Genomic DNA, 23,950 nt, shown 5'->3' on the forward strand with positions numbered 1-23,950 from the left:
TTCTAAATAAGTGAAATATATTGTATAATGTATAAACTATTTAGAAAAAGGAATATAGTATGTCAAACTCAATTATTGCAGATATTAAACCTATGAGAATACAACTTCAAAAAGATACACAATACAATTTTTGTATGTGTGGTCGTTCACAAAATCAGCCATTTTGTGATGGTTCCCATTCAGGAACTTCAATACTTCCCCAATCTTTTAGCGTAGACAAAGATAAAACAGCACTTATGTGTACTTGTAAAGCTAGTAAAAAGTTACCATATTGTGATGGAAGTCATCGCTTTTTTACAGCGAAGCAAATAGGTACAGAGCTTGTAGGAGAAGATGAAAGTAAAACTACAATCCAAAATCAGAAAGTAGAACAGTCAACTACTACGAAAGTAAGATCAACTGTAGATGAACCAACTTTAGAGTTTATTCATCAGTTAGCAAAAGATGGTTTGAAAACAGTAGGAAAACACGGAGAGATGACATCTATGGGTGTTCCTAGAAATAACTTACCACATTGGGATGATATACAACTTATGACAGCTCAAATGGCTACAAAACCACTACTAGAAGAGGTTGGAGTTAGTACAGAGCTTATCATAGGACCAAATGCTAAAAAGCCTTTAAAGTTAAGTATCCCTCTTTTTGTTTCAGATATGAGTTTTGGAGCACTTTCCTATGAAGCTAAAATAGCACTAGCAAAAGGAGCAGAGCTTTCAAATACAGGAATTTGTTCAGGTGAGGGTGGTATGCTTCATGAAGAACAACATGAAAATTCACGATATTTTTATGAATATGCTAGTGGTGAATTTGGCTATAAAGATGAGTTGCTAAAAAATGTGCAAGCTTTTCATTTCAAAGGTGGACAAGGTGCAAAAACAGGAATAGGGGGACATCTTCCAGGAAGTAAAAATATAGGAAAAATATCTGAAATAAGAGGTATACCAGAGGGGCAGCCAGCTATTTCACCTGCAACATTTAGAAACTTACACACAGTAGAAGATTTTAAAAAATTTGCAGATCATGTGCGAGAGATAACAGGTGGAATTCCTATAGGTTTTAAGCTTAGTGCAAATCACATAGAAGAAGATATAAAGTTTGCTTTAGATGCAAGTGCTGATTATATTATATTAGATGGAAGAGGTGGAAGTACTGGTGCTGCTCCTACAATGTTTCGAGATCATATAAGTGTACCTACCATTGCAGCACTAGCAAGAGCCAGAGCATACTTAGATAAACAAAATGCAAGTGGTAAAGTAACTTTAATCATTGCTGGTGGATTAAGAGTGCCTATTGATTTTGTAAAAGCTTTGGCTTTGGGTGCTGATGGTATTGCTTTATCAAATAGTGTGATTCAAGCTATTGGGTGTGTTGGTGCTAGAATGTGTAATACAAATGATTGTCCAGTTGGTATTGCGACACAAAAAGAGGAGTTACGAAAACATATAAATATTGAACAATCAGCTAAGCAGCTACACAACTTTTTTGAAGCGTCTAGTTTATTGATGCAGATGATGGCACGAGCCTGTGGACATGATAACTTAGCAAAATTCAATAAGTATGATCTCTCAACTTGGAGTAAAGATATGGCACATTTATCAGGAGTGAAATATTCAGGATACGGAAAACTATAATAGCACAAAACTACTAGAAAATAAAGAAAATGTAAATTTTATGATTGTGGTTTAAAGGTAATTGTAAATGGTGTCAGGAGAGGGACTCGAACCCTCGACCTCCGGCTTATGAGACCAGCGCTCTAACCAGCTGAGCTACCCTGACAACTACAATATAAATAAGTATTTATATTTCATCTTTGTTGGGTGGAATTATATCTTTTCAAACTTAATATAATATAAATACAAACAAAATAAAAAAAGAAAAAGTTTTTGCTAGAAAATTTAGAGTAAACTATGATATGATATACATTAAATATTTGTAAATTATATAAAAGGAAAAAAAGATGTCAACAGTGATTTTATTTATTATTTATATATTAGTTTCCATGATGTTCACATGGAAATATGTAGATTTTATAAAGCAAAAACAATGGGATATTAAAAGTGCTAGATTATTGTTAGCTATATTCATTACTATTATTGGATTGTTACTCTTATCGATACGAGTTGCAATTTTAGGAGGAATAGAAGAGGGTGAAAAAAATGTGGTTAGTTTGACATTGATTTTAGGTACAGTCATCATTATTGTAATTGTTCTTTTGTCAATATGGGTAATGTCGCTGGTTCGAAAAATGAAATATATGGAAGTAACATTTCAAATACCTGTAAATGATCCAACAAAAGGTTCATTATCAGAAGAAAAAATGACATGTTTGGTTGATAGAGATCAAGTTTTAAATGTACAAAAAGTATTTAATCATACTGAAAAAAACACAATTCTAAAAAATAGTGATGATTGTAAAGTTATAGAGGAAAATAAGTAAAGTGGCAGAGAGTGGGGGATTCGAACCCCCGGAGGTATGACCCTCGCCGGTTTTCAAAACCGGTACGTTCGACCAACTCTGTCAACTCTCTACAAGTAATAGTTTATTATGATTATTCTAATTATAATAGTGGTGCGAATGGTCGGAATTGAACCGACACTCCGAAACCGGAATTGGATTTTAAGTCCAACGCGTCTACCTATTCCGCCACACTCGCATGCATTTTTGATAATCTCTTATCAAGGTATATTTTTGTCTTTTTTATAATGGTTAAATTTTAAAGTGGCAGAGAGTGGGGGATTCGAACCCCCGGAGGTGTGACCCTCGCCGGTTTTCAAAACCGGTACGTTCGACCAACTCTGTCAACTCTCTATCTGTAATTTAAAATTTAAATGGTGCGAATGGTCGGAATTGAACCGACACTCCGAAACCGGAATTGGATTTTAAGTCCAACGCGTCTACCTATTCCGCCACACTCGCATGTATTTTTGATAATCTCTTATCAAAGGTATATCCCAAACTAAGTTGTCATTCTTATTTAGTGGCGGAATTATAATACAATTTTTTCTATTTGTCAAGAGCATTCTAAAAAAATATTCAAATTTACAAAATTTCACAAATTAATCAAAATTAAACTATAATACAGAAAATATAAACTATATAGATTTAAGGATTATTATGAGAAGTGATGAAGTAAAAAAAGGGCATGCTCGTGCGCCTCACAGAAGCTTATTTAGAGCTACTGGATTAAAAGATGAAGATTTTGATAAACCATTTATTGGTGTTGCAAACTCTTTTATTGAAGTTATTCCGGGACATTTCTTTTTAGATAAAGTAAGTGACATTATAAAAGATGAGATTAGAAAAAATGGATGTGTACCTTTTGAGTTTAATACCATTGGTGTAGATGATGGTATTGCAATGGGGCATGATGGGATGTTATTTTCTCTTCCTTCAAGAGAATTAATTGCAAACTCTATAGAAACAGTTATGAATGCTCATAAGTTTGATGCAATGATTGCTATACCAAATTGTGACAAAATTGTACCTGGTATGATTATGGGTGGATTAAGAGTAAATGTTCCAACTGTATTTGTTTCAGGTGGACCAATGGCTAAAGGGTATGCAAAAGATGGTACACCTATTGATTTAGCAACAGCATTTGAAGCAGTTGGTAAATTTGAAAATGGTGATATCACTGAAGAAGAGTTAACAGATATCGAGTGTAATGCATGTCCAAGTGGTGGATCATGTTCTGGTATGTTTACAGCAAATTCTATGAATACATTAATGGAAGCTATGGGTATAGCGCTACCTGGAAATGGAACAATTTTAGCACTTACAACTGAAAGAGAAAATTTATACAGAGCAGCTGCAAGAAGAACTTGTGAATTAGCTAAATTAAGTATGGAAGATAAAGAACCATACAATATGAAAAACATTTTAAATGAAAATGCAGTTAGAAATGCATTTGCTGTTGATATGGCTATGGGTGGATCTTCAAATACTGTTTTACATATGTTAGCTATTGCTAGAGAAGCTGATGTAAACTTTGAATTATCAGATATCAATGCAATCTCTCATAAAGTGTCTCATATTGCTAAAATTTCTCCATCAAAAACAACTATCCATATGCAAGATATAGATAAAGCTGGTGGAGTTAATGCTGTTATGCACGAAATGGATAAAAGAGGTGGAATTTTATTTGATAACCTTACAATCACTGGTGAAACTATAAAAGAAAGAATTGCTGATGCTTCTATTAAAGATGAGGATATTATTCATACTATTGATAACGCATACAGTGAAGTTGGTGGATTAGCAATTTTATATGGTAACTTAGCACAACAAGGTGCTGTTATTAAAACTGCTGGTATCACTGGTGAGCGAGTATTTACAGGTACTGCTGTATGTTTTGATTCTCAAGATGATGCAATTGCTGGTATTTTAGCACATAAAGTAAAAGCTGGTAATGTTGTAGTTATTCGATATGAAGGTCCTAAAGGTGGTCCAGGTATGCAAGAGATGCTTGCTCCTACAAGTTTAATTATGGGTATGGGTCTTGGTGATTCTGTTGCACTTATTACTGATGGTAGATTCTCAGGTGCAACTAGAGGTGCTAGTATTGGACATGTTTCTCCAGAAGCTGCTGAGGGTGGTTTGATTGGACTTCTTGAAGACGGTGATGAGATTCATATCGATGTAGATAAGTATATCTTACAAGCAAACTTATGTGATGAAACAATTGCTGAAAGAAAACAAAAGTTTGTTCCTATTAAAAAGAAACTGTCTTCTAAATGGTTACAACAATATAGAGCTTTAGTTACAAATGCAAGTAGTGGAGCTATTTTAAAAACAGATTTAGATTAAATCTGTTTTTCAGCAGATCTTTTCTGCTGAATTATAAAACTTTCCAAGAAAGTTGTTTTTCTGCATACATAGGTACGACTCGTTCTCTTTTAAATTCATAAAAATTTGGTACTTTAAAATCTTCTTTTACAAGTGTTATTGTTTTTGATGAAGGCTTTATGTTATATATTTCACAAGCATTATCACTTAAAAATTTTTGTAAGTTTTCTAGTCTATTATGCTGTTCAAATAATTCAACTAAAACTTGTATTGCAATTGGTGCTGTAAAGACTCCTGCTGCACAACCACACGCTTCTTTTGCATGTTTAGGATGTGGTGCACTATCGCTTCCAAACATAACTTTTGGATGACCCTCAAGTGCTACTTTTAAAAGTGCATCTCTGTCATGTGGTCTTTTTGCAATAGGTTTACAAAATAAGTGTGGTTGTAACATTCCCCCTGCTACATCATCAAGTGTGATGATTAAGTGATGAAGAGTGATAGTTGCATAAAGATTTTCAAATCTATCTAACATATCAACAGCGTCTTTTGTTGTAATATGTTCCATAATAATTTTAAGTTTTGGAAAAGCAGTTGCTAGTGCTTCATATACACTCATAAACTCCTGTTCTCTATCCATAACAAATCCATTTGTTTCCCCATGTACACATAAAGGAATATTTAGTTCTGCCATTGCATTTAATGTTGGAGCTAAAGATTCGGTATCTATTGTTTGTACACCATCATCACTGTTTGTAGTAATACCAGCAGGATAAAGTTTAATCGCTGAAATATCGTCTTTTACCTCTTCTAAAAACTCTTTTGTATATGGTTTAAAAAAGAGTGTCATAAATGGAGTGAAGTTATCTTTTTCATCAATAGATTCTAAAATTCTGTTCCTATACTCTACAACAGCTTTTTTTGTATCTACAACTGGTACTAGGTTTGGCATTATAATTGCACCTGCAAATGTTTTTGAAGTTAGTGGGGCAACTAAGTTTAACATATCAGCATCTCTTAAATGCAGATGCATATCAAATGGGCTTGTAAGTGTAATTTTGTTCATAATGAGTAATTCCTAAAATAATTTTATAACCTATTATAACAAAAAAGTTATTATAAATTAGATTAGCAATAATTTAAAAGGGTAAAATATATTTTTAAAACTAACTAGCTTTTAATATATCTTTTGAGTTTTTAGCAGTGATAATTTTATTTTGAATATCAACATTTACAATATAGTTATCAGTATAAGGGATCAAAAAAGTATTTGCATAGTTCTCTTTTACTAGTTCTTGTTTTGTTTCAATTACTAAATAATCACTTAAAGGCATCCGTTGAATATCTGAAATTTTCCCAAGTATCTCACCATTTTCTTTAAATTTACAATCGATTATATCAAACCAAAAATATTGTTTTTTACCTAATTTACAGTTTTCTCTTGTATCTTTATCTGATACAAAAAGTTGTCTGTTAGTAAGTCTTTTGGCATCTTCAATAGTATCTATACCTATAAATTTTACTACACCACTTGTAGCATTATATGTTTCTATTGTTAATTCTTGATTTTTGTCTGTTGTGAGTTTTGTATCTTTTTTGAATTGATCAGGAAAATCTGAATCTATGTGTAGTTTTTGTTGCCCTTTAAGACCAACTGTTTTTCCTAGTTTTGCAATATAAATCTTTTCCATTATTTTGCCATAACTTGAATTTTATACGAATTTCCATCTTTTGCTTTACAACCATTCAAAATAGTTTTAATAGCATTTATCATATTTCCATTCTTACCTATTAATTTACCTATGTCACTGTTATTTGCAATTATAGTGATTTCAAAAAAAGTATCATCAAGTTTTGTTGATGATACCTCAATATCTTCTGGATAATTAACTATCATTTTTGCATAAGTAGAAACGAAGTCAGTTACCATAATGATTATTTTTTAGCTGTTAATTTAGCTACTTTTTCAGAAGGCTGAGCACCAACGCTTAACCAGTAATCAAGTCTTTCTTGATCAATTTTGAACTCTTTTGGTTGAGATACTGGGTTATAGTAACCAATTGATTCAATCCAACCTGAATCTCTTCTTTTTCTACTATCTGTTACAACGATTCTGTAAAATGGTTTTTTGTTTCTTCCCATTCTTGTAAGTCTAATTACTGTCATTTTAATTCCTTTTAATTTGTTTTGTTAACTTGGATGTCAAGTGCTAAACATTAGATTTTAACATTTAGCACTTGACATATCAGTAGTTGAGTTTTTTACCTATCGAGGTAAGTTTGGCATTCCACCTTGTCCACCCATTTGGGACATCATTTTTTGCATATCTTTCATGCCACCTTTTCCAGACATCTTTTTTGCCATCTTTGCAGCATTTTTGAACTGCTTTAAGATTTTATTTACTTGTACTTCTGAAAGTCCAGCACCACGAGAGAGTCTTCTTTTTCTTGAAAGATTGATAAGGCTTGGTGTTTCTCTCTCTTTTGGAGTCATAGAAGAGATTAGTGCTTTAATTCTTACAATTTCACCTGAGTTTTCTAAATCCATATCTTTTAATTGGTTTGCCATATTTCCCATACCAGGAATCATACCAAGGATAGATTTCATAGAACCCATTTTTTTCATCATATCTAGTTGTTCTAAAAAGTCAGAGAAGTTAAATTCACCTTTTCTGATTTTTTTAGTTACCTCTTTAGCTTTTTTCTCATCGATTACTGATGCAGCTTTTTCAGATAAACCTTCTATATCTCCTTGTCCCATAAGTCTAGATACGATTCTATCTGGAATAAATGGTTCGATATCTGGCATTTTTTCACCAATACCGATAAATCTTAATGGTACTTGCACTTGATGAGCAATAGATATAGCAACACCACCTTTAGTGTCTCCATCGTATTTTGATAAGATTACACCATCGATTCCGATTTTTTCTTTAAAAGTAGTTGCTGTTTTTGTTGCATCATGTCCTGTTAATGAATCTGCTACATAAAATACTTCATCTGGATTTACTACATTTTTTACATCTGCTAGTTCAGTCATAAGTTCATCATCAATTGCTAGTCGACCTGCTGTATCTATAAATAAAACATCATACAAACCCTCTTCGGCTTTTTTCTTTGCATTTTTGGCTATTGTAACTGGATTTGTTTCATTTTCTTCAAAGTATACATCTACTTCAATTTGTGCACCAATTTGTTTCAGTTGTTCAACAGCTGCTAGTCTTTGTAAATCGGCAGCCGCAACTAAAACTTTTTTGTTTCTTGTTTTTAGGTAGTTTGCTAGTTTACCAGTAGTAGTTGTTTTACCACTACCTTGTAAACCAGTCATAAGAATAGTTGTTAAATTTGATTTATTACTATAAACAAAACCTTGGTTTCCATTTGTTGTTAAAACATTTGTTAATGATTCTCTTAATGCTTTTAAAAATGAATCTTGACCAATTCCATTTGCTTTTGTTTCTAATTCTATCTTAGTGAGTAGTTCTTTTGTAGTTTTATGATGAACATCAGATTTTAGTAATGATTTTTTAAGTTCACCAATAGCTCTTGTTAATGCTTTTGTATCATCTTTATGTCTTATTTTTCCAATAACATTTTTAAATGAACTTGTTAAATTATCAAACACTCTTCTACTCCTAAGTTTTTATAAGTTTGGGATTATAGTGAATATATTATTAAATTAAGCTGAAGTAAAAAAGTAATAAACCCCTTGTTTAAAGGGTTTATAAAATATTAAGTATGTGTAAATTAAGTATTATATAAGTTTAGAATGTTACTTCTTTCTTTTCTCTTTGTTCAAAATAGGTACATTTTGAGTATCCTATTTTTTTTGCGATTTCTGTTACTTTTTCATAATTAAGTCCAACTTGCTCAACGCTATGTGCATCACTTGAAAAAGTTATTGGAATATTTAGTTCATAGCAAAGCTCCAATAACTCTTTGGATGGATATTGTTCTCCAATTGGTTTTCGAAAACCTGCGCTATTTATCTCTATTGTCATATTTGATTTTTTTATCTGTTTTAGTGCTTTGTTTGCTATGCTTTTTATATCTTTTTGTGGTAGAAATTTAAAAACTTTTATAAGATCCAAATGCCCTACAATATCAAATTTGTTTGACTTTGCCATGTCAGTTATGGCTTCAAAATAATCTTCCCAAATTGTATCAATATTTTTACTTTTATATTGACCAATAAATTCTGGATTGTCAAATCCCCATCCGTCATTGATGAAATGTACACTTCCTATAAGATAATCAACTTTAGAATTGAGTACTTCATCTAATATATAGTCACCTTTTAAGTAGTCAACTTCATAACCTAAAAGAATTTTGATATTTTTTTTATATTTCTCTTTTAATGACAACACATCATTCTCGTAAAACTCTTTATCTTCTAATTTTAAACGATAGTGTTGATCAAAATTCATAGGAGCATGCTCAGAAAAACCAAAAATATCGATTTTAAGTTCGATTGCTCTTTTGATATATTCTTCTGTTGTACCTGTTGCATGATTACAAAGTGTGGTGTGGTTGTGTATATCTATTCTCATATTTTATTTCATTTAACTTAAAAGACCAGCACCAGAAATTTGGGTACTTCTGTCTAGTGCGTATTCTCTTTTTCCATTTATGATATCGTATTTCCAAATAGGAGCATTTGCTTTAAAGTCTTCTACAAACTCATCTATGAGCTCTAATGCAACGCGTCTTTTAGGACTACAAACACCTGCTATATAAGAACTTTGGTGATTTAAGACATCACCACGACTGTGTGCCATTAAAATAATTGCACCTTTTTCTTTAGCTTTTGATTGCCAAGATTTAAACCAAGAGTTTAATATAGGTTCATAAATATCAAAACTTAAACCATCAATATTATTTTCATCTCTTACAACCCCAACAAATGTGATAATTGCACCATAATTAGAAAGCCTAAAATCATCATACCATCTATTTGTGATTGTTTCTACAGGTAAATGACCATCATATAGTTCTAAATAATCGATATTTGTCATCATTTTCATCCACCACAAACAGGAGGAAGCATAGTTACTTTATCTCCATCATTGAGTGGTGCATTTTTGTCATTTGTTAAAACATCATTTATAGCACAAGCGCTATTTTTAAGCCATATAGATAGAGAGTCATCTTTTTTTAATATTTCACTTAATTCACTTAAATTAGAAATATTCAAATCTAATGGCTCTTTACCAATTGGTCCTAAAAATTCTATTCTTACCATGTATAATTTCCTCGTAAATATATTTAGAAATAATTATACATTTATTTATATCTATTTTCCCTAATACTTAAAAAGTTATATTTTGAAAATCTTTATTTAATAAATTCCCTGCAACAACAGGTGGCTTAGCTACAGTAATTCCATCTAATAAAACAGATTTATCTTTATTTGCATTTGGTAGATAAAGTGGACAAACTTTAACAGAAGCACCCATTTTTATAAGCATTTTAAGATTTTGCTTTGGAGATGGTGCTTTTCCATTAGGTCTTTTTACAGGAGTTGCTTGAATGTTTTTATCTGCCAAGTCTCCAGCTTTTCCACATAATACAATATTTACTTGTTTTTGATGTTTTTTTATACTCATCATTGACAAAACCATTGCCATTGTTTGTGTTTGTGGATTGCTAGAGTTTATTAAAACATTTAATCCTTTTGCTTGTTGTGCGTTTAATACATTTGGGATTAATAGTGTAGATGCTAGACCTAAAGTTGCGATAAATTTTTTCATTGTGTTTCCTTATTGTTTAATATTAAGATAATGGTATCAGTTAGAAACATAATATTTACTTAATTTAAAAATTACATTTATTTATATAATGATATTTTAGCTTTATCTTAATGACAAGAAAAATTTAGTAAAATAATTGCTAATTATAAAAAAACTACTAGGTGAAAAAATGATATTTGCTAAAATCGACTTTATAAATCTGCTTCCATTACATGTTTTTATCAAAAAAAACTTATCTTCAACACAAAGAAAACAAATCATAGAATACAAAAAATCTTACCCCTCATTGATCAATCAAAAATTTAGACAAAGAAAAGTTGATGCTGCTGTTATTAGTTCAATTGCTTCTCGACATGCAAAAAAATCTTTAGATTTAGGAATTGTTGCTAAGGGTGCTGTTGATTCTGTATTAGTTAAAGCAGGGAGTTATAAAAAAGATTTTCAATCTGAGACTGCAAATGCTTTAGCCAAAGTTTTAGGTATAGAGGGTGAAGTGATTATTGGAGATAAAGCACTTTTTGAATTTTATAATTCAAGTGAAAAATTTATTGATTTAGCTGAGGAATGGAAGAAAAGATATAATTTACCTTTTGTATTTGCTAGATTGTGTGTCAATAAACATGAACGATATCTTAAAAAGTTTGCAAAGAAGTTTCTACAAACTAAAGTATATATTCCTCAATATATTCTTGAAAAGTATTCACAAAGTAGTGGACTTTCAAAAAAACAGATCAAATCATATCTTACAAAAATACATTATGAGATTGGTGTACAAGAGAAAAAAAGTTTAAAATTGTTTTTAAAACTGTCAAAGGAAATTTAAGTTGGGAATATTTGATTCGATACTTTTAGGTATTATAGAGGGTTTTACAGAGTTTTTACCTATTAGTTCAACTGGACATTTGATTGTTGCTAGTGAGTTTTTAAATATAGAACAAAATAGTATAACAAATGCATATCAAGTTATCATACAGTTTGCAGCTATTTTGGCTGTTGTTTTAAACTATAAAGAGAAGTTTAGTATAAAAAAAATAGAACTTTGGAAAAAACTCATTTTAGCTTTTATCCCTATTGGTATTGTTGGTTTTATTTTTTCAAGTCAAATAAAAGCGATGTTTGATATCAAAATTGTTGCAATAATGTTTATTGTAGGTGGAATTATTTTTTTGGTAGTTGAAAGGTTTTATAAAGAAACAGAAAATCATATAGATGATGTTGAAAAAGTTTCCTATAAACAAGCTTTATATATAGGTCTTGCACAAATCTTTGCTTTGATTCCAGGAACAAGTAGAGCAGGAAGCACAATTATTGGAGCGATGTTAGTAAAACTTAATAGAAAAGCTTCTGCTGAATTTAGTTTTTTACTAGCTTTTCCTGTTATGTGTGCAACAACTGGATATGATTTATTAAAACATTATCAAGAGTTTACGGATGCAAATTTATTTATTTTGGCTGTAGGTTTTATCACAGCTTTTATTGTTGCGTATATCACGATTAAATTATTTTTGAAATTTTTAGAGTCTTTTACTTTTGTTGCTTTTGGTATATATAGGATTGTTTTTGGTACAATTTTGCTCTTATGGTTTGTATAAAGGAAAACAATGCTTAAATTAATGCTAATTATTTTTTTATTTTTTACTACAATTAGTGCAAATGAAAAAAAAGCATTTATAAATATTTTTTCAAATGTAGAAAATACAAAAGTTTTTCTAGATGGAAAAGAGATAGGAGATACACCTATAAAACAGTATGAAGTAGTTCCCAATAAAAAAATACAATTAGAAGCTATTGTTGATAAAAAATATTATGCTAATAATCTTAAAACGACTATAAGAGTTTCTCCTCACAATATTTTAACTTATAAACTTAAATTTGAGAAATCAAATAGTCAAATATTTTTTGTAGGCGATGATGCTGAGTTATATTTAAATGGAAAATTTATAAAAAAACTTAATGATTCAAATCGACTTATTGATGTGAATTCGGAACAAAATATTACAATAAAGCTTCAAGATGGTTATGCTGATGTAAGTTTGGATCGTAATATTACAGCTAACACACTCAATACAATCAAGTACAAATTAAAAACCATACCAAAAGATATTCGTCTTTATACTTCAACTATAAATAATCTTATGTGGGAAGATACAAAAAATGCTGCCAATACTAATATAAATTGGGAGAAGGCAAATATATATTGCCAAAATTTACAATTTGCTCACCATAAGGATTTTAGGTTGCCAACTATTGAGGAGCTGATTGAATTATATGAAAATAAAGATGAAATATACAACGGCTTTGGTGGAAAGTTTTACTGGTCAAGTACAACATATGATGATGAATACAAAGTTTGGAGTTATTCAATAGTAAAAAACTTTGATGATGGGACAAAAAAAATATCTATCAAAGAGTTTGAAAATGGTAGAGTACGATGTGTAAGAGATATTAAAAAAGGTGAAAGAACAGATAATGAACAAAAATAGATTTACGAGGCTAGGTTTTATTCTAGCAGCAGCAGGAAGTGCAGTAGGATTAGGAAATATATGGAAGTTTCCCTATATAACAGGTGAAAATGGTGGTGGTGTATTTGTGATGGTATATCTGCTTACTGTTATATTTATAGGTATGTCGATTTTTATAGCAGAAGTTGTTCTTGGAAGTAGAGTAAATAAAGACTCGGTATCTACAGTAGAAACCTTAGCTCCCAAGAGTAAAAAATATTGGAGATATACAGGGTTTACATTTTTAATTGGTGTAATTATTTTATCTTTTTATGCCATTGTAGTAGGATGGATTTTAAACTATATTGTTATTGCAGCAACTGCTTTACCATCAAGTGTAAGTGAAGCAGAAACCGTATTTTTAGGTTTATTAAAAGAAGATATTGTTTCTCAACTTATCTACTATACTTTAGGGTTTTTAATAATTGCATATACTATCTCTAAAGGTATTAAAAAAGGAATTGAACGATTAAATAATGTTCTTATGCCAGCTTTATTAATCATTCTTTTATGTATGTTTTTTTACAGTATGACACTTGATGGTTTTCATCAGGCAGTTGAGTTTATGTTTTATCCAAATTTTGAGAAATTTCACGCTAGTTCAATTATTATTGCTGTGGGACATGCATTTTTTACTCTTTCTCTTGGTATGGCGACAATTATCACTTATTCAGCATCATTAGGAAAAGATGTAAATATTGTAAAAGCATCTATCTCGATTGTAACATTGGATACACTTATTGCAATTGTATCTGGACTTATTATCTTTGCTATTGTTTATTCAGCGGGTCAAGAACCAAGTAAGGGACCAGGACTAGTATTTATTACTTTACCTGCAATTTTTTATGAAATGGGAAGTATTGGTAATCTAATGGCAATTGCCTTTTTTATAGCTTTGGCGTTTGCTTCTATTACATCTTCTGTTTCTATTTTAGAACCAACTGTAATGTATTTGGTTGAGCGAAGAAAAATGTCAAGAACAAAAGCTACATACGGAGTATCCGCATTTTTTTATCTACTTGGTGTTTTTGCCCTGCTATCAAATACAAATGAATTTTCATCTGCTTTAACATTTGGTTCTAAAAATTTATTTGATTGGTTAGATTTTGTAACAGCAGCTATTTTATTACCAATTGGTGGAATTTTTGTGGCACTATTTGTGGGTTACATAATGGATAAAAATGTAGTTAGAGAAGCTTTAATACCTTTTATGGGTGAAAAGTTTTTTGCTATTTGGTTATTTCTAATTAAATATGTGGCTCCATTGGCTATTATTATTGTAATGTTAAATGAAACTGGAATTCTAAAATTTTAATTATATGTCAATTGCAATAATAACTTCTGGTGGTGATTGTGCAGGGATGAATCCTGCTATTAAACAGTTTGTTGATTATTGTTTCCTAAAAGGTGTTACCCCTTATTTCATTTTTGATGGATTAGAAGGGTTGATTGATAATAATATTAAAAAAGCCAAACATAAAGATGTAGCAGGAATACTCCATGAAGGTGGTACGATTCTTCGTTCATCTCGTTCTAAACGATTTTATGAATATAAATATAGAAAAAAAGCCTTTGAAAATTTAGATACTTTGGGTATAGATAAACTTATTCTTTTAGGTGGAGATGGTTCTTTTCGAGCATTACAACAATTTTTTGATGATTTTCAGGTACCCTTTGTAGCAATTCCTTCAACTATTGATAATGACATTTTTGGTACTGATTATTGTTTAGGAGTTGATACTGCATTAAATACAATTCGCCTTGCAACCGACTCTTTACGAGATACTTCTAGTTCATTTAAAAGAGCTTGTGTTGTTGAAACTATGGGAAGAGGTTGTGGCTATTTAGCATTAGTTTCCGCTTTGACTTCTGGCGCTGAAATATGTATGATTCCTGAGTTAGATTATGATCTTGATTCATTAAAAATTAAATTAGAACAACAAATTAAACAAGGACGAACATATATGGTTTGTGTTGTTTCTGAAGCAACAAACCAAACATATAATCTAGTAAATTGGATAGAAAAAAATTTACATATAGAAGCTAGAGCAACTATTTTAGGACATATTCAAAGAGGTGGAAACCCTACTGTGCATGATAGACTTATGGCGATGGAATTTGTTACATACGCTCTTAACAAACTTTTGCAAAAAGATTATAAAAAAGGTTCTGTTGTTACATATAAAGAGGGAAAATTTTCTTTTCAAGATATATCTTATATAACCTCTTCCAAATATAAAATTGATCAAAATTTACTTGACATTGCTACAAGTATGACAAGATAATAACTACACAAATTTTACACAAGACTTCATTATACTTACTTACTAGAAAGGATACATTATGATAGTAGAGATAGTATTTGCAGCAGGATGTTTTTGGGGAGTTGAAAAAAATTTCGAACAGATTCCTGGTGTTATTGATGTAAAGTCAGGATATGTTGGTGGAAATTATCCTAGCCCTACATATAAAAAAGTTTTGGAATACAGAAAAAATAAACCTGAAGGTTTGATTAATTATACTGAAGGTGTACAAGTTACTTTTGATAATACAAAAATAACAGCAAAAGAATTGATTAAAAATTTTTGGGAGATACATGACCCTACTCAAATAAATGGTCAAGGTAATGATATAGGTGATAACTATAGAAGTGCAGTGTACTATACAAATGAGACACAACGACAAGCTATCTATAATACAAAGGCAGTTTATCAAACACTTTTAAATGAACATGGTTATAAAAAAATTGTTACAGAAATCGCACCACTTACAAAGTTTTATGATGCTGAAAAATACCATCAAGATTATTTAAAAAATAATCCAAATGGATATTGTCCAGACCACAGCACAGGTGTAAAATTTGCAGATACTCCTGATGATGAGAAAAAAGAACCACTTATACCATTGGATGGAAAAGAGATAGTTGTTATTGAGTCTGATAACTGTCCATATTGTGAAAGATTTAAAAAAGATGTTTTGGATTCATATAGAGGTACTCTAAAAATTCGTAAAGCTTATTCTTCACAAATGGAAAAGTTTGAAATAAAAACAAAACTATTTGCAACACCAATTATTCTTTTTATAGAAAATGGAAAAGAAGTTTTAGCAAATCGTGGATATATGGATGAAAAAAGTTTTTATAAAATGCTTGGTGACTTTAAACTTGGTAAAAATAGTGAGAGTTATAATGTAGCTTTTAATGAAGGTACAGATAATAGATTTTGTAAAGAGTATGATATCTTTAAAAACACACCTGATGGCGTATTTGTAGATAAATTATCTGGTGATATATTATTTGATACTCAAGATAGATTTAACTCTCGTACTGGATGGTTGAGTTTTTTCAAAGCAGTTGACGGATCAACTATTGAATTAGAAGATAACAGCTATGGTATGAATCGTATCGAAGTACGAGCTAAAAAAAGTGGCATTCATTTAGGTCATGTGTTCCCTCGAGCTGATGGGAAAAGACGATTTTGTATAAATGCTACGGTTTTAGAGTTTGTACCACGAGCTGATATAAAAAAATAGAACTTATTTTATACTAAGAGTAGGCTACTTAAATATGCTTGCTCTTGGTATTTATTTAGTTCTGATGGAAATAACACTTCATTGTTTTTTGTATATTTACCTATAGCTTGTGAAGTTACAAAAGTCACTTCACACACAGTATTGAGCTGAATAATTGTTTCAGATTTAAAAGTAACTGCACCACCAGCAAAGTTTCCTTTTTTTGCCCTTTTTTTCAATGCTATTTTCGAAATATTATTTTCATGAAGATAATTATCTATCTCATCTTGAAATTTTAAAAGCGAATTCTTATTCTCTTCATCTTCTAAAATAATTTTTTTTATTTTTGTATTTAAAAATGTTGATTTTTGAATCTCTGTATTTACTTGAATAACAGATAAAATTGCATTATTTGATTTGAGTTCTATTCCGCAAATATTCATTTTTTCTCCTTGATGCCTCTATCTTTTAAGAGATCAAATTCTATTTTATTTTTATGTATCATATTTTCATTTATATAAAAACTTACACATAAAAAAATGATGAAAATTATTGATAATATTTCTATCATTTTATCTCCTTTAGTATTTATTAATAGTGTGATTTTAACAGATAAATAAATTTTTATTAAAAAATATTGCATATTGTCATTTTATTTAAAAAGTAAAAATCAAATAAAGAAATTTTTGATATACTCCATTTTATGAATGATAAAATAATAGAGATAATAAAAAGTAAAATACAGTTAGATGATAAATATATAAAAAATATTATAGAGTTACTAGAAGATGGAAGTACGATAGCTTTTATCGCTCGATATAGAAAAGATATCACTGGAAACGCGAGTGATGAAACTCTTATCCAGTTTCAAGAAGTGTATGAATACACTCAAAAACTACTCAAAAGAAAAGAAGAGATAGTAAATATCTTAAAAGAGAAAGATTGTTTGAATAGTAAGTTACAAAAACTACTTGATGAAGCTACTACTTTAAGAGCTTTAGAAGATATTTATGAACCTTTTAAAGGAACTAAAAATACAAGAGCAGACGATGCTGTTAAAAATGGACTTACAGATTTAGCAAATATCATCTCTACTATGAAATATACATCAAATGAGATAAAACAAAAAGCAAAAAACTTTTTAAATAAAGAAGTAAAAACTGTAGAAGATGCGATCAATGGTTCAAAAGATATTATTGCATTACGATACTCTCAAGAAATTAAAACAAAAGAGGGTGTACGAAAAAATTTAGAAAACCATGCAAGTATCGTAACGAAGAAAACAAAAACTTTTGAAGAAAATGGTGTATATAAAAACCTAAGTACAATAAATACAAAAGCAAAATATCTTAAATCTCATCAACTCCTAGCGATTTTAAGAGCGGTAAATGAAAAACAAATATCTTTAAAAGTAGTAGCTGATGAAGAGTTTATCATCAATGGTATAAAACAATATCGTATACCCAATCATGCACAAAGTTCAAAAGAGTTTGTTCTTGAAGCGTATATCGATGGACTAAAAAGATTATTACTTCCTTCTTTAAAAAGAGAACTGCTTTCAAATTTGAAACAAAAAGCGAGTGATGAAGCTATTGAACTTTTTGGTAAAAACTTAACAGAATTACTTATTACTCCACCACTTGTAAATCAAGTGATTTTAGGTATGGATCCTGGATATAAAACTGGATGTAAGTTAGCTGTAATAGATGATAATGGAAACTATTTAGACTCAAATGTGATATATCTTTTAAGTGAAAATAATATAAAAACATCTTCAAAAATAGTATTGGATTTAATAAAAAAGTACAATATAACTGCAATTGCTATAGGAAATGGAACTGCTTCAAAAGAGACAGCAAGTTTTGTAAATGATTTAAAAAAGGAACATAATCTAAATATAAATTATGCAGTTGTAAGTGAAATAGGGGCTTCTGTGTACTCAGCTTCTAAAATTGCACAAGAGGAGTATCCAAATCTTGATGTTACGATTAGAGGAGCTATCTCTATAGCGCAAAGACTGCGAGACCCTATGTCTGCTTTAGTCAAAATAGACCCAAAATCACTAGGTATTGGTCAGTACCAGCACGATGTAGATCAAAAAAATCTTACTACAAAACTAAATACGACTACTTTTACATTAGTAAATAAAATAGGGGTAGATATAAACTCTGCTTCGTATAAATTGCTTTCTTATGTGTCTGGAATAAGTGAAAAATTAGCCAAAAATATTACAGATTTTCGAGCTGATATAGGAGAGTTTACAAGTAAAAAACAACTCTTAAAAGTAAAAGGAATAGGTGCTAAAGCGTATGAGCAAAGTGTAGGGTTTTTACGAATCAAAGATGGAGAGAGTTTTTTAGATAATAGCGGTATTCATCCTGAAAATTATGATGTGGCAAAATATCTAAAAGAAAAGTGTGATTTAAATACTATAGACAATACTACTTTAAAAGAGTTGTCAAAAAAGTTTGATTGTGGATATGAGAGTTTAAAAGATATTGTTGTTGAGCTTAAAAAACCAGGGTTTGATATACGAGATGAACTTGAGCAAATCTCATTTTGTGAAGATATAAAAAGTATTGATGAGTTAAAAATAGGAGATAGTGTAAACGGAGTCGTACGAAATATCACAGATTTTGGAGCGTTTATAGATATAGGTCTTAAAAATGATGCGATGCTTCATATCTCACAATATTCACATAAACGAATATCTCACTTAATGGATGTCCTAAGTGTAAATCAACAGCTTAAAAATATCAAAATCCAAAATATAGATATCGAAAAAAACAAAATATCTTTGACAATGTTAGATTAGGATAGAAAAGTACAGATGAAAATTACTCGTGAAGATATCAAAGAAAATGTAGATTTAGGAGCATTTAATCGAGGCTATCACTACTATAAAGATGGTGATGTCGATAGTTATGAAATATTTGAACAAACAGATACAGTAGTGAGTTTAACATCTTGTGTAAATGGGATGCAACAGTACGAACAAGATATCGATATCTCATTAAAAAATAAAAAAGTACATATATCTGGAAAATGTAGCTGTCCTGTACAAGACAATTGTAAACATGTGGTGGCTGTTTGTTTACAGTATATGAGTGACAAAAAAAATGAAAATCCTACAAATAAATATGACAAATGGATAAACTCTTTATCAAAAATCACATCAAATAAAAAATTTGAACTCTATCAAAATGAGCCATTTATAATCTATCGATTATTTGCAGATGATACAAGAACAGATACAAATGATTTGAAGTTTTACCAATGTAAGTTTTTAAAAAATGGAACACTTAACCAAGGCACACTTTTAAATAGTGATAAATATCTCTTTTCTACTTTGTATGATAATTTTAAATTTGAAGATGATAAAAATATAGTAGAGTATTGTTCTGGATTTTTTCAAAAATATGGTAACAAAACGACAAAAATTGAGGGGAGTTTAGGTTATATAGTTATCAAAGAACTTCTTAAAACAAAAAGATGTTTTTATAAAGACAATAACGAAGCTTTGAGTTTTAGTGATGATGAGATTTGTTTGGATTTTGTTTGGGAAAAAGTAAATGAAAACTATGAATTGCAAGTAAAAAATATAGATGATTTTGAGATGATATTTACTCAACCACTTTTAGTCATAAATAAACAGAATAATAAGATACAAAAAGTATCTACACAAATGAATGCAAAGTTTTTAGAACAGTTACTAGAAGCTCCTGTTATTCCCCACGCTAAAGTTTTAGATTTATGTAAACTTGTAGAAAAAAATAGTCACAATCTCTCTTTTTCAATGCCAAGTGATTTAAAAATCAATACTACAGAAGTAACCCCTATAATAAATATATCAAAAGATGAGATAAATGAATGGTTTAAACTCTCTTTTAATATAGAGTTTGATGGGAGGGTTTTTCCTATTGCTCCTTTGGTGAGTGGTATTATCGAACAGTATGATAATTTAGAAAATTTGCCTTTAAATATAAATGTAAAAATAGAAGGTGATAGTTATGTAACAATTCAAACAGAACAGTTACGACCTATTTTAAATACAATTATTGCTTTAAATGACAAAAAAGATAGTGATGAAAATCTTATTATCTCCTCTTATGAGTCTCATCTTTTAGGTGATTTTACACAAAATTCTTATTTAAAAGAAAATGAACTCATACAAATATCTCAAAAACTGAAAAACTTTGGTGGGATAGAAAAAGTAAAACAAGCCTCTTGCGTAACTGCAACTTTAAGAGACTACCAACAAGATGGAATAAACTGGTTAAATTTTTTATATGAGTTTAAATTTGGTGGAATTTTAGCAGATGATATGGGTCTTGGAAAAACTATTCAGACTTTAACTCATCTCTCAACTTTGAAAGAAAACGGAAAACTCAATAAACCTTGTTTAATAGTGATGCCAACATCATTAATTGCAAATTGGAAAAACGAAGTCAAAAAATTCACTCCAAATTTATCTGTTTTATCCCTTCATGGAAATGATAGAGCCAAACGATTTAAGCAGCTTCAAAATTACGATATATTACTCACTACTTATCCATTAATTGTAAGAGATAAAGAAAAGTTTGAAAAAGAAAACTTTTTATATATCATCTTAGATGAAGCTCAAAAAATTAAAAACCCAAAAACAAAAATGACTCAAGCTATTAAAGAACTTAAAAGTGAACACAAACTAGCTCTGTCTGGAACGCCTGTAGAAAACCATCTTGGTGAACTTTGGAGTATATTTGATTTTTTAATGCCTAACTTTTTAGATACACTGCCCTTTTTTAAAAATTACTACCAAAATCCTATAGAAAAAGACAATGATTTAAACCGTCAAAAACTTTTAAATGAAAGAGTAAAACCATTTATCATTAGACGGACAAAAGAGAAAGTAGCACATGAACTGCCTCCTAAATCTGAAATCATAAAATACACTCAGTTTGAACCAAAACAGTCAAAACTATACGAATCGATTCGTGTCACTATGGAGAAAAAAGTACGAGAAGCTATTTCTGAAAAAGGGATTGGTTCTTCTCATATCACTATTTTAGATGCTCTTTTAAAACTACGACAAGTGTGTTGTGATCCTAGTTTAGTAAAAATTGATGAGGCTTTAAAAGTTCAGGAGTCAGCTAAACTAGAATTGTTTTTAGATTTAGTTGATGAACTTTTAAGTGAGGGTAGAAAGATACTTGTATTTTCACAGTTTACTTCTATGTTAAAAATAATAGAAGAAAAAATTTTAGAAAAAGAAATATCTTATACTAAACTAACTGGCTCAACTGTAAATAGAGAACAAGCTATAAATAAATTTACAGATGGGAAAGCAGATATGTTTCTTATCTCACTCAAAGCTGGTGGAGTTGGATTAAATCTAACTACAGCTGATACTGTTATACATTATGATCCATGGTGGAATCCAGCAGTTGAAAATCAAGCTACAGATAGAGCCTATAGAATAGGGCAAAAAAAAGCTGTTTTTGTATATAAACTCATAGTAGAAAATAGTATTGAACAAAAAATACTAGAGTTACAGGAGAAGAAAAAAGTACTTCAAGATCGTATTTTTGATGAAAACAAACAGCAAGAAGATACTAAGTTTTCTGGTGATGAGTTATTGGAGTTATTGAAGTATTAGAATTAAAATCTAATTCTTCTGCTTTAAACTCTATATTATCTTTTAAATTGAGTTGGAAAACAAGATTTGGGTTTGTGTTCATATCTCTTTTCTTTATGTAGTACTGACAATAGAGATAAATTAAAAGATGTTATAATTGACTATATATAAAAAAGGATATATGATAAATGGAAAAAAAATATATATTATTTGACAATGATGGAGTTCTTGTAGAAACAGAAGTTTGGTATTATGAAGCTAGCAAAAGAGCACTTAAAGAGTTTTTTGATGTGAATTTACAGTTTGATGAGTATATGGATATTATGACAGCTGGGAATGGTGTATGGGTTGCAGCAAAAGGTGCAAGTGAAAAAGAAAAAATTATAGCAAGAGAACAGCGTGATGTGTATTATCAAGAGTATTTACGAAAAGAAAATATTGCTATAGAAAATGTCCATGATGTGTTGGGTGAGTTAAAGAAACAATACCAGATGGCAATTGTGACAACATCAAGAAGAGTTGATTTTGATATTATCCATAAAAATCGTGGGATAATAGATTTTATGGATTTTGTTTTATGTGTTGAAGATTATCCTCGAGCCAAACCATTTCCTGATCCTTATCTTAAAGGTTTAGAATTATTTGGTGCTTCAAAAGAAGAAACAATCGTTATAGAAGATTCACAGCGTGGACTTATCTCTGCCAATAGAGCCAATATTGATTGTGTGATAGTTCATAATGAATTTACAAAAACACAAAATTTTGATAGTGCAAGTTACAAAATTGACAAATTAAGTGAATTGTCATCTATTTTAAATCAAAATAAATTTGAATAAATTTAAAAATGTTATACTATAGCAGAAATTAGAAAGAGGCTTAATGAAAATATTGTTGTTAGAAAATGATCTTGAGTTATTAAAGTCTATAAAAGAGTATTTAATAGAATTAGGACACCAATGTACCGCTTGTCACTATAAACAAGATGCAAAACTTTACTTAGAAGAAACAGTATATGATTTGTTGATTTTAAATATAGATGAAAAAACATATGATGGACTTGAGTTATATGAAAATTTTAAACAATCAAATTTTAGTACGCCTGCTATGTTTATTAGTAATCTTACAGATATAGAAACAATTTCTCGCGCATTTGATATGGGTGGAGCAGAATATTTAAAAAAACCTTTCCATCTCAAAGAATTAGCATACCGTATACAAAAATTGGCTAAAAAAATCGATAATATAAAAAGAGAACATATTTTATTGAGTCCAAATTATAGTTATATTAGAAAAGAAAACAAACTTTTATATAGGGATGTGATCCAGCCTTTGACCAAAAAACAGCTAAATATTATCGAGTGTTTGTGCAAAAATTTAGGAAGTATTGTAAATTTTGATATTTTTAGAGAATATGCTTGGGGATCTGATTTGGTAAGTGATGCTACTATTAGAACAGAGTTAAGCAGACTTCGAAAAGTATTAAAAGAAGATTTTATTCAAAATAATAAAGGTATAGGTTACAAAGTTGATAGATATGTGATGTCTCCTATGTGATATTACACATTAAGATTTTTGCGAAATATCTTCTAGTAATAATTTTAAGTCTTCCATCCCTGAAGCAAGTTTTTTGACAATCTCTTTTTCCAAACAGTTTAAAGTCATATTTGTATTTATATCTACACCTAACTCTTTAGCCTGTTTTTTTCTTATATCAAAATCTGTACTCTGTTTTGGTTTTACTACTATCAAAAAAATTCCTTTATTTTTATAAGGCGAAATAATAGAGT

At 29.9% G+C, this 23,950-nt stretch carries 25 protein-coding genes and 5 tRNA genes; 13 read left to right on the forward strand and 17 right to left on the reverse strand.

What is annotated here, in order from left to right:
- The first annotated feature begins 59 nt into the window (after positions 1 to 59).
- Complete coding sequence (locus ACMCMH_RS07815; protein WP_412724303.1) at positions 60 to 1,631, forward strand: glutamate synthase-related protein; 1,572 nt, start codon at positions 60 to 62, stop codon at positions 1,629 to 1,631.
- A 68-nt stretch (positions 1,632 to 1,699) separates the two neighbouring features.
- Here the strand turns inward: ACMCMH_RS07815 and ACMCMH_RS07820 are convergent.
- Positions 1,700 to 1,776 (reverse strand) — tRNA-Met (locus tag ACMCMH_RS07820).
- 181 nt (positions 1,777 to 1,957) lie between these two features.
- Here ACMCMH_RS07820 and ACMCMH_RS07825 point away from each other — a divergent pair.
- A complete protein-coding gene (locus ACMCMH_RS07825) occupies positions 1,958 to 2,437 on the forward strand; it encodes a hypothetical protein (protein WP_412724305.1) in 480 nt (159 codons plus the stop codon).
- A 2-nt stretch (positions 2,438 to 2,439) separates the two neighbouring features.
- Here the strand turns inward: ACMCMH_RS07825 and ACMCMH_RS07830 are convergent.
- From ACMCMH_RS07830 to ACMCMH_RS07845, 4 genes are all read right to left on the reverse strand, one after another.
- Positions 2,440 to 2,528: transfer RNA gene (locus tag ACMCMH_RS07830), tRNA-Ser, on the reverse strand.
- Between the two features lie 39 nt (positions 2,529 to 2,567).
- Positions 2,568 to 2,654 (reverse strand) — tRNA-Leu (locus ACMCMH_RS07835).
- Positions 2,655 to 2,720: 66 nt separating this feature from the next.
- Positions 2,721 to 2,809: transfer RNA gene (locus ACMCMH_RS07840), tRNA-Ser, on the reverse strand.
- A gap of 21 nt (positions 2,810 to 2,830) precedes the next feature.
- Positions 2,831 to 2,917, reverse strand: a tRNA-Leu gene (locus ACMCMH_RS07845).
- Positions 2,918 to 3,115: 198 nt separating this feature from the next.
- Here ACMCMH_RS07845 and ilvD point away from each other — a divergent pair.
- Positions 3,116 to 4,807: a dihydroxy-acid dehydratase gene (gene ilvD / locus ACMCMH_RS07850; RefSeq protein ID WP_412724307.1), complete on the forward strand. Its 1,692-nt coding sequence runs from the start codon at positions 3,116 to 3,118 to the stop codon at positions 4,805 to 4,807.
- A gap of 31 nt (positions 4,808 to 4,838) precedes the next feature.
- Here the strand turns inward: ilvD and pyrC are convergent, their stop codons facing one another.
- The 9 genes from pyrC to ACMCMH_RS07895 all read right to left on the reverse strand — a co-directional run bounded on the left by pyrC (position 4,839) and on the right by ACMCMH_RS07895 (position 10,535).
- Positions 4,839 to 5,852, reverse strand: coding sequence for a dihydroorotase (gene pyrC, locus ACMCMH_RS07855; protein WP_412724309.1), 1,014 nt, complete (start codon positions 5,850 to 5,852; stop codon positions 4,839 to 4,841).
- A 100-nt stretch (positions 5,853 to 5,952) separates the two neighbouring features.
- Positions 5,953 to 6,477, reverse strand: a complete 525-nt coding sequence (rimM, locus tag ACMCMH_RS07860) for a ribosome maturation factor RimM (RefSeq protein WP_412724311.1) — start codon at positions 6,475 to 6,477, stop codon at positions 5,953 to 5,955.
- A complete protein-coding gene (locus ACMCMH_RS07865; protein WP_412724312.1) occupies positions 6,477 to 6,716 on the reverse strand; it encodes a KH domain-containing protein in 240 nt (79 codons plus the stop codon). The genes rimM and ACMCMH_RS07865 overlap by 1 nt, the downstream gene beginning before the upstream one ends.
- A gap of 5 nt (positions 6,717 to 6,721) precedes the next feature.
- Entirely contained in the window at positions 6,722 to 6,952 is a 231-nt protein-coding gene (gene rpsP / locus ACMCMH_RS07870; protein ID WP_412724313.1) for a 30S ribosomal protein S16, read from the reverse strand.
- A 99-nt stretch (positions 6,953 to 7,051) separates the two neighbouring features.
- A complete protein-coding gene (ffh, locus tag ACMCMH_RS07875; RefSeq protein WP_412724315.1) occupies positions 7,052 to 8,410 on the reverse strand; it encodes a signal recognition particle protein in 1,359 nt (452 codons plus the stop codon).
- Between the two features lie 139 nt (positions 8,411 to 8,549).
- Positions 8,550 to 9,335, reverse strand: coding sequence for a histidinol-phosphatase HisJ (gene hisJ, locus ACMCMH_RS07880; RefSeq protein ID WP_412724317.1), 786 nt, complete (start codon positions 9,333 to 9,335; stop codon positions 8,550 to 8,552).
- A gap of 12 nt (positions 9,336 to 9,347) precedes the next feature.
- On the reverse strand, positions 9,348 to 9,800 hold the full coding sequence (locus ACMCMH_RS07885) for a molybdopterin synthase catalytic subunit (protein ID WP_412724319.1): 453 nt from the start codon (positions 9,798 to 9,800) through the stop codon (positions 9,348 to 9,350).
- A 5-nt stretch (positions 9,801 to 9,805) separates the two neighbouring features.
- On the reverse strand, positions 9,806 to 10,027 hold the full coding sequence (locus ACMCMH_RS07890; RefSeq protein ID WP_412724321.1) for a MoaD/ThiS family protein: 222 nt from the start codon (positions 10,025 to 10,027) through the stop codon (positions 9,806 to 9,808).
- A gap of 67 nt (positions 10,028 to 10,094) precedes the next feature.
- Positions 10,095 to 10,535 carry a hypothetical protein gene (locus ACMCMH_RS07895; protein WP_412724323.1) on the reverse strand — a complete coding sequence of 147 codons (441 nt, stop codon included), beginning with the start codon at positions 10,533 to 10,535 and terminating at the stop codon, positions 10,095 to 10,097.
- Positions 10,536 to 10,704: 169 nt separating this feature from the next.
- Here ACMCMH_RS07895 and ACMCMH_RS07900 point away from each other — a divergent pair, with 169 nt between their 5' ends.
- From ACMCMH_RS07900 to msrA, 6 genes are read left to right on the forward strand one after another with little or no spacing between them, the layout of a single operon-like run.
- On the forward strand, positions 10,705 to 11,358 hold the full coding sequence (locus tag ACMCMH_RS07900; protein ID WP_412724325.1) for an MqnA/MqnD/SBP family protein: 654 nt from the start codon (positions 10,705 to 10,707) through the stop codon (positions 11,356 to 11,358).
- 1 nt (position 11,359) lies between these two features.
- Entirely contained in the window at positions 11,360 to 12,127 is a 768-nt protein-coding gene (locus ACMCMH_RS07905) for an undecaprenyl-diphosphate phosphatase (protein ID WP_412724327.1), read from the forward strand.
- A 9-nt stretch (positions 12,128 to 12,136) separates the two neighbouring features.
- Positions 12,137 to 13,018: a DUF1566 domain-containing protein gene (locus ACMCMH_RS07910; protein ID WP_412724329.1), complete on the forward strand. Its 882-nt coding sequence runs from the start codon at positions 12,137 to 12,139 to the stop codon at positions 13,016 to 13,018.
- Positions 13,005 to 14,351: a sodium-dependent transporter gene (locus ACMCMH_RS07915; RefSeq protein ID WP_412724331.1), complete on the forward strand. Its 1,347-nt coding sequence runs from the start codon at positions 13,005 to 13,007 to the stop codon at positions 14,349 to 14,351. Before ACMCMH_RS07910 ends, ACMCMH_RS07915 begins: the two co-directional genes overlap by 14 nt.
- 4 nt (positions 14,352 to 14,355) lie before the next feature.
- Positions 14,356 to 15,321 (forward strand): 6-phosphofructokinase, encoded by a 966-nt coding sequence (locus ACMCMH_RS07920; RefSeq protein ID WP_412724333.1) that lies wholly within the window; start codon positions 14,356 to 14,358, stop codon positions 15,319 to 15,321.
- A 58-nt stretch (positions 15,322 to 15,379) separates the two neighbouring features.
- On the forward strand, positions 15,380 to 16,567 hold the full coding sequence (msrA, locus tag ACMCMH_RS07925) for a peptide-methionine (S)-S-oxide reductase MsrA (RefSeq protein WP_412724335.1): 1,188 nt from the start codon (positions 15,380 to 15,382) through the stop codon (positions 16,565 to 16,567).
- Positions 16,568 to 16,575: 8 nt separating this feature from the next.
- On the opposite strand, the gene ACMCMH_RS07930 is transcribed toward msrA, so the two are convergent.
- On the reverse strand, positions 16,576 to 16,989 hold the full coding sequence (locus ACMCMH_RS07930; RefSeq protein ID WP_412724337.1) for a DUF3010 family protein: 414 nt from the start codon (positions 16,987 to 16,989) through the stop codon (positions 16,576 to 16,578).
- Positions 16,986 to 17,117, reverse strand: a complete 132-nt coding sequence (locus ACMCMH_RS07935) for a hypothetical protein (RefSeq protein WP_412724339.1) — start codon at positions 17,115 to 17,117, stop codon at positions 16,986 to 16,988. The genes ACMCMH_RS07930 and ACMCMH_RS07935 overlap by 4 nt, the downstream gene beginning before the upstream one ends.
- Before the next feature lie 132 nt (positions 17,118 to 17,249).
- On the opposite strand from ACMCMH_RS07935, the gene ACMCMH_RS07940 reads away from it, so the two are divergent.
- From ACMCMH_RS07940 to ACMCMH_RS07955, 4 genes are all read left to right on the forward strand, one after another.
- A complete protein-coding gene (locus tag ACMCMH_RS07940) occupies positions 17,250 to 19,361 on the forward strand; it encodes a helix-hairpin-helix domain-containing protein (RefSeq protein WP_412724341.1) in 2,112 nt (703 codons plus the stop codon).
- A 15-nt stretch (positions 19,362 to 19,376) separates the two neighbouring features.
- On the forward strand, positions 19,377 to 22,184 hold the full coding sequence (locus tag ACMCMH_RS07945; RefSeq protein WP_412724343.1) for an SNF2-related protein: 2,808 nt from the start codon (positions 19,377 to 19,379) through the stop codon (positions 22,182 to 22,184).
- Positions 22,185 to 22,351: 167 nt separating this feature from the next.
- The gene (locus ACMCMH_RS07950; RefSeq protein WP_412724345.1) at positions 22,352 to 22,999 is read left to right on the forward strand and encodes an HAD family hydrolase; all 648 of its coding nucleotides are present in this window, start codon (positions 22,352 to 22,354) and stop codon (positions 22,997 to 22,999) included.
- A 43-nt stretch (positions 23,000 to 23,042) separates the two neighbouring features.
- A complete protein-coding gene (locus tag ACMCMH_RS07955) occupies positions 23,043 to 23,717 on the forward strand; it encodes a response regulator transcription factor (RefSeq protein ID WP_412724347.1) in 675 nt (224 codons plus the stop codon).
- A 9-nt stretch (positions 23,718 to 23,726) separates the two neighbouring features.
- Here ACMCMH_RS07955 and ACMCMH_RS07960 read toward each other — a convergent pair whose 3' ends face one another.
- Positions 23,727 to 23,912: a hypothetical protein gene (locus ACMCMH_RS07960; RefSeq protein WP_412724349.1), complete on the reverse strand. Its 186-nt coding sequence runs from the start codon at positions 23,910 to 23,912 to the stop codon at positions 23,727 to 23,729.
- Positions 23,913 to 23,950: the final 38 nt, after the last annotated feature.

This window comes from Arcobacter sp. 15-2, assembly GCF_047159865.1.
GTDB lineage: Bacteria > Campylobacterota > Campylobacteria > Campylobacterales > Arcobacteraceae > JAIOSF01.

What these genes read in the sequence shown, in the direction of transcription:
- ACMCMH_RS07815 (WP_412724303.1), top strand. Translation starts at nt 60, where the DNA reads ATGTCAAACTCAATTATTGCAGATATTAAACCTATGAGAATACAACTT.
- ACMCMH_RS07825 (WP_412724305.1), top strand. Translation starts at nt 1,958, where the DNA reads ATGTCAACAGTGATTTTATTTATTATTTATATATTAGTTTCCATGATG.
- ilvD (WP_412724307.1), top strand. Translation starts at nt 3,116, where the DNA reads ATGAGAAGTGATGAAGTAAAAAAAGGGCATGCTCGTGCGCCTCACAGA.
- pyrC (WP_412724309.1), bottom strand. Translation starts at nt 5,852, where the DNA reads ATGAACAAAATTACACTTACAAGCCCATTTGATATGCATCTGCATTTA.
- rimM (WP_412724311.1), bottom strand. Translation starts at nt 6,477, where the DNA reads ATGGAAAAGATTTATATTGCAAAACTAGGAAAAACAGTTGGTCTTAAA.
- ACMCMH_RS07865 (WP_412724312.1), bottom strand. Translation starts at nt 6,716, where the DNA reads ATGGTAACTGACTTCGTTTCTACTTATGCAAAAATGATAGTTAATTAT.
- rpsP (WP_412724313.1), bottom strand. Translation starts at nt 6,952, where the DNA reads ATGACAGTAATTAGACTTACAAGAATGGGAAGAAACAAAAAACCATTT.
- hisJ (WP_412724317.1), bottom strand. Translation starts at nt 9,335, where the DNA reads ATGAGAATAGATATACACAACCACACCACACTTTGTAATCATGCAACA.
- ACMCMH_RS07885 (WP_412724319.1), bottom strand. Translation starts at nt 9,800, where the DNA reads ATGACAAATATCGATTATTTAGAACTATATGATGGTCATTTACCTGTA.
- ACMCMH_RS07890 (WP_412724321.1), bottom strand. Translation starts at nt 10,027, where the DNA reads ATGGTAAGAATAGAATTTTTAGGACCAATTGGTAAAGAGCCATTAGAT.
- ACMCMH_RS07895 (WP_412724323.1), bottom strand. Translation starts at nt 10,535, where the DNA reads ATGAAAAAATTTATCGCAACTTTAGGTCTAGCATCTACACTATTAATC.
- ACMCMH_RS07900 (WP_412724325.1), top strand. Translation starts at nt 10,705, where the DNA reads ATGATATTTGCTAAAATCGACTTTATAAATCTGCTTCCATTACATGTT.
- ACMCMH_RS07910 (WP_412724329.1), top strand. Translation starts at nt 12,137, where the DNA reads ATGCTTAAATTAATGCTAATTATTTTTTTATTTTTTACTACAATTAGT.
- ACMCMH_RS07915 (WP_412724331.1), top strand. Translation starts at nt 13,005, where the DNA reads ATGAACAAAAATAGATTTACGAGGCTAGGTTTTATTCTAGCAGCAGCA.
- ACMCMH_RS07920 (WP_412724333.1), top strand. Translation starts at nt 14,356, where the DNA reads ATGTCAATTGCAATAATAACTTCTGGTGGTGATTGTGCAGGGATGAAT.
- msrA (WP_412724335.1), top strand. Translation starts at nt 15,380, where the DNA reads ATGATAGTAGAGATAGTATTTGCAGCAGGATGTTTTTGGGGAGTTGAA.
- ACMCMH_RS07930 (WP_412724337.1), bottom strand. Translation starts at nt 16,989, where the DNA reads ATGAATATTTGCGGAATAGAACTCAAATCAAATAATGCAATTTTATCT.
- ACMCMH_RS07935 (WP_412724339.1), bottom strand. Translation starts at nt 17,117, where the DNA reads ATGATAGAAATATTATCAATAATTTTCATCATTTTTTTATGTGTAAGT.
- ACMCMH_RS07940 (WP_412724341.1), top strand. Translation starts at nt 17,250, where the DNA reads ATGAATGATAAAATAATAGAGATAATAAAAAGTAAAATACAGTTAGAT.
- ACMCMH_RS07945 (WP_412724343.1), top strand. Translation starts at nt 19,377, where the DNA reads ATGAAAATTACTCGTGAAGATATCAAAGAAAATGTAGATTTAGGAGCA.
- ACMCMH_RS07950 (WP_412724345.1), top strand. Translation starts at nt 22,352, where the DNA reads ATGGAAAAAAAATATATATTATTTGACAATGATGGAGTTCTTGTAGAA.
- ACMCMH_RS07955 (WP_412724347.1), top strand. Translation starts at nt 23,043, where the DNA reads ATGAAAATATTGTTGTTAGAAAATGATCTTGAGTTATTAAAGTCTATA.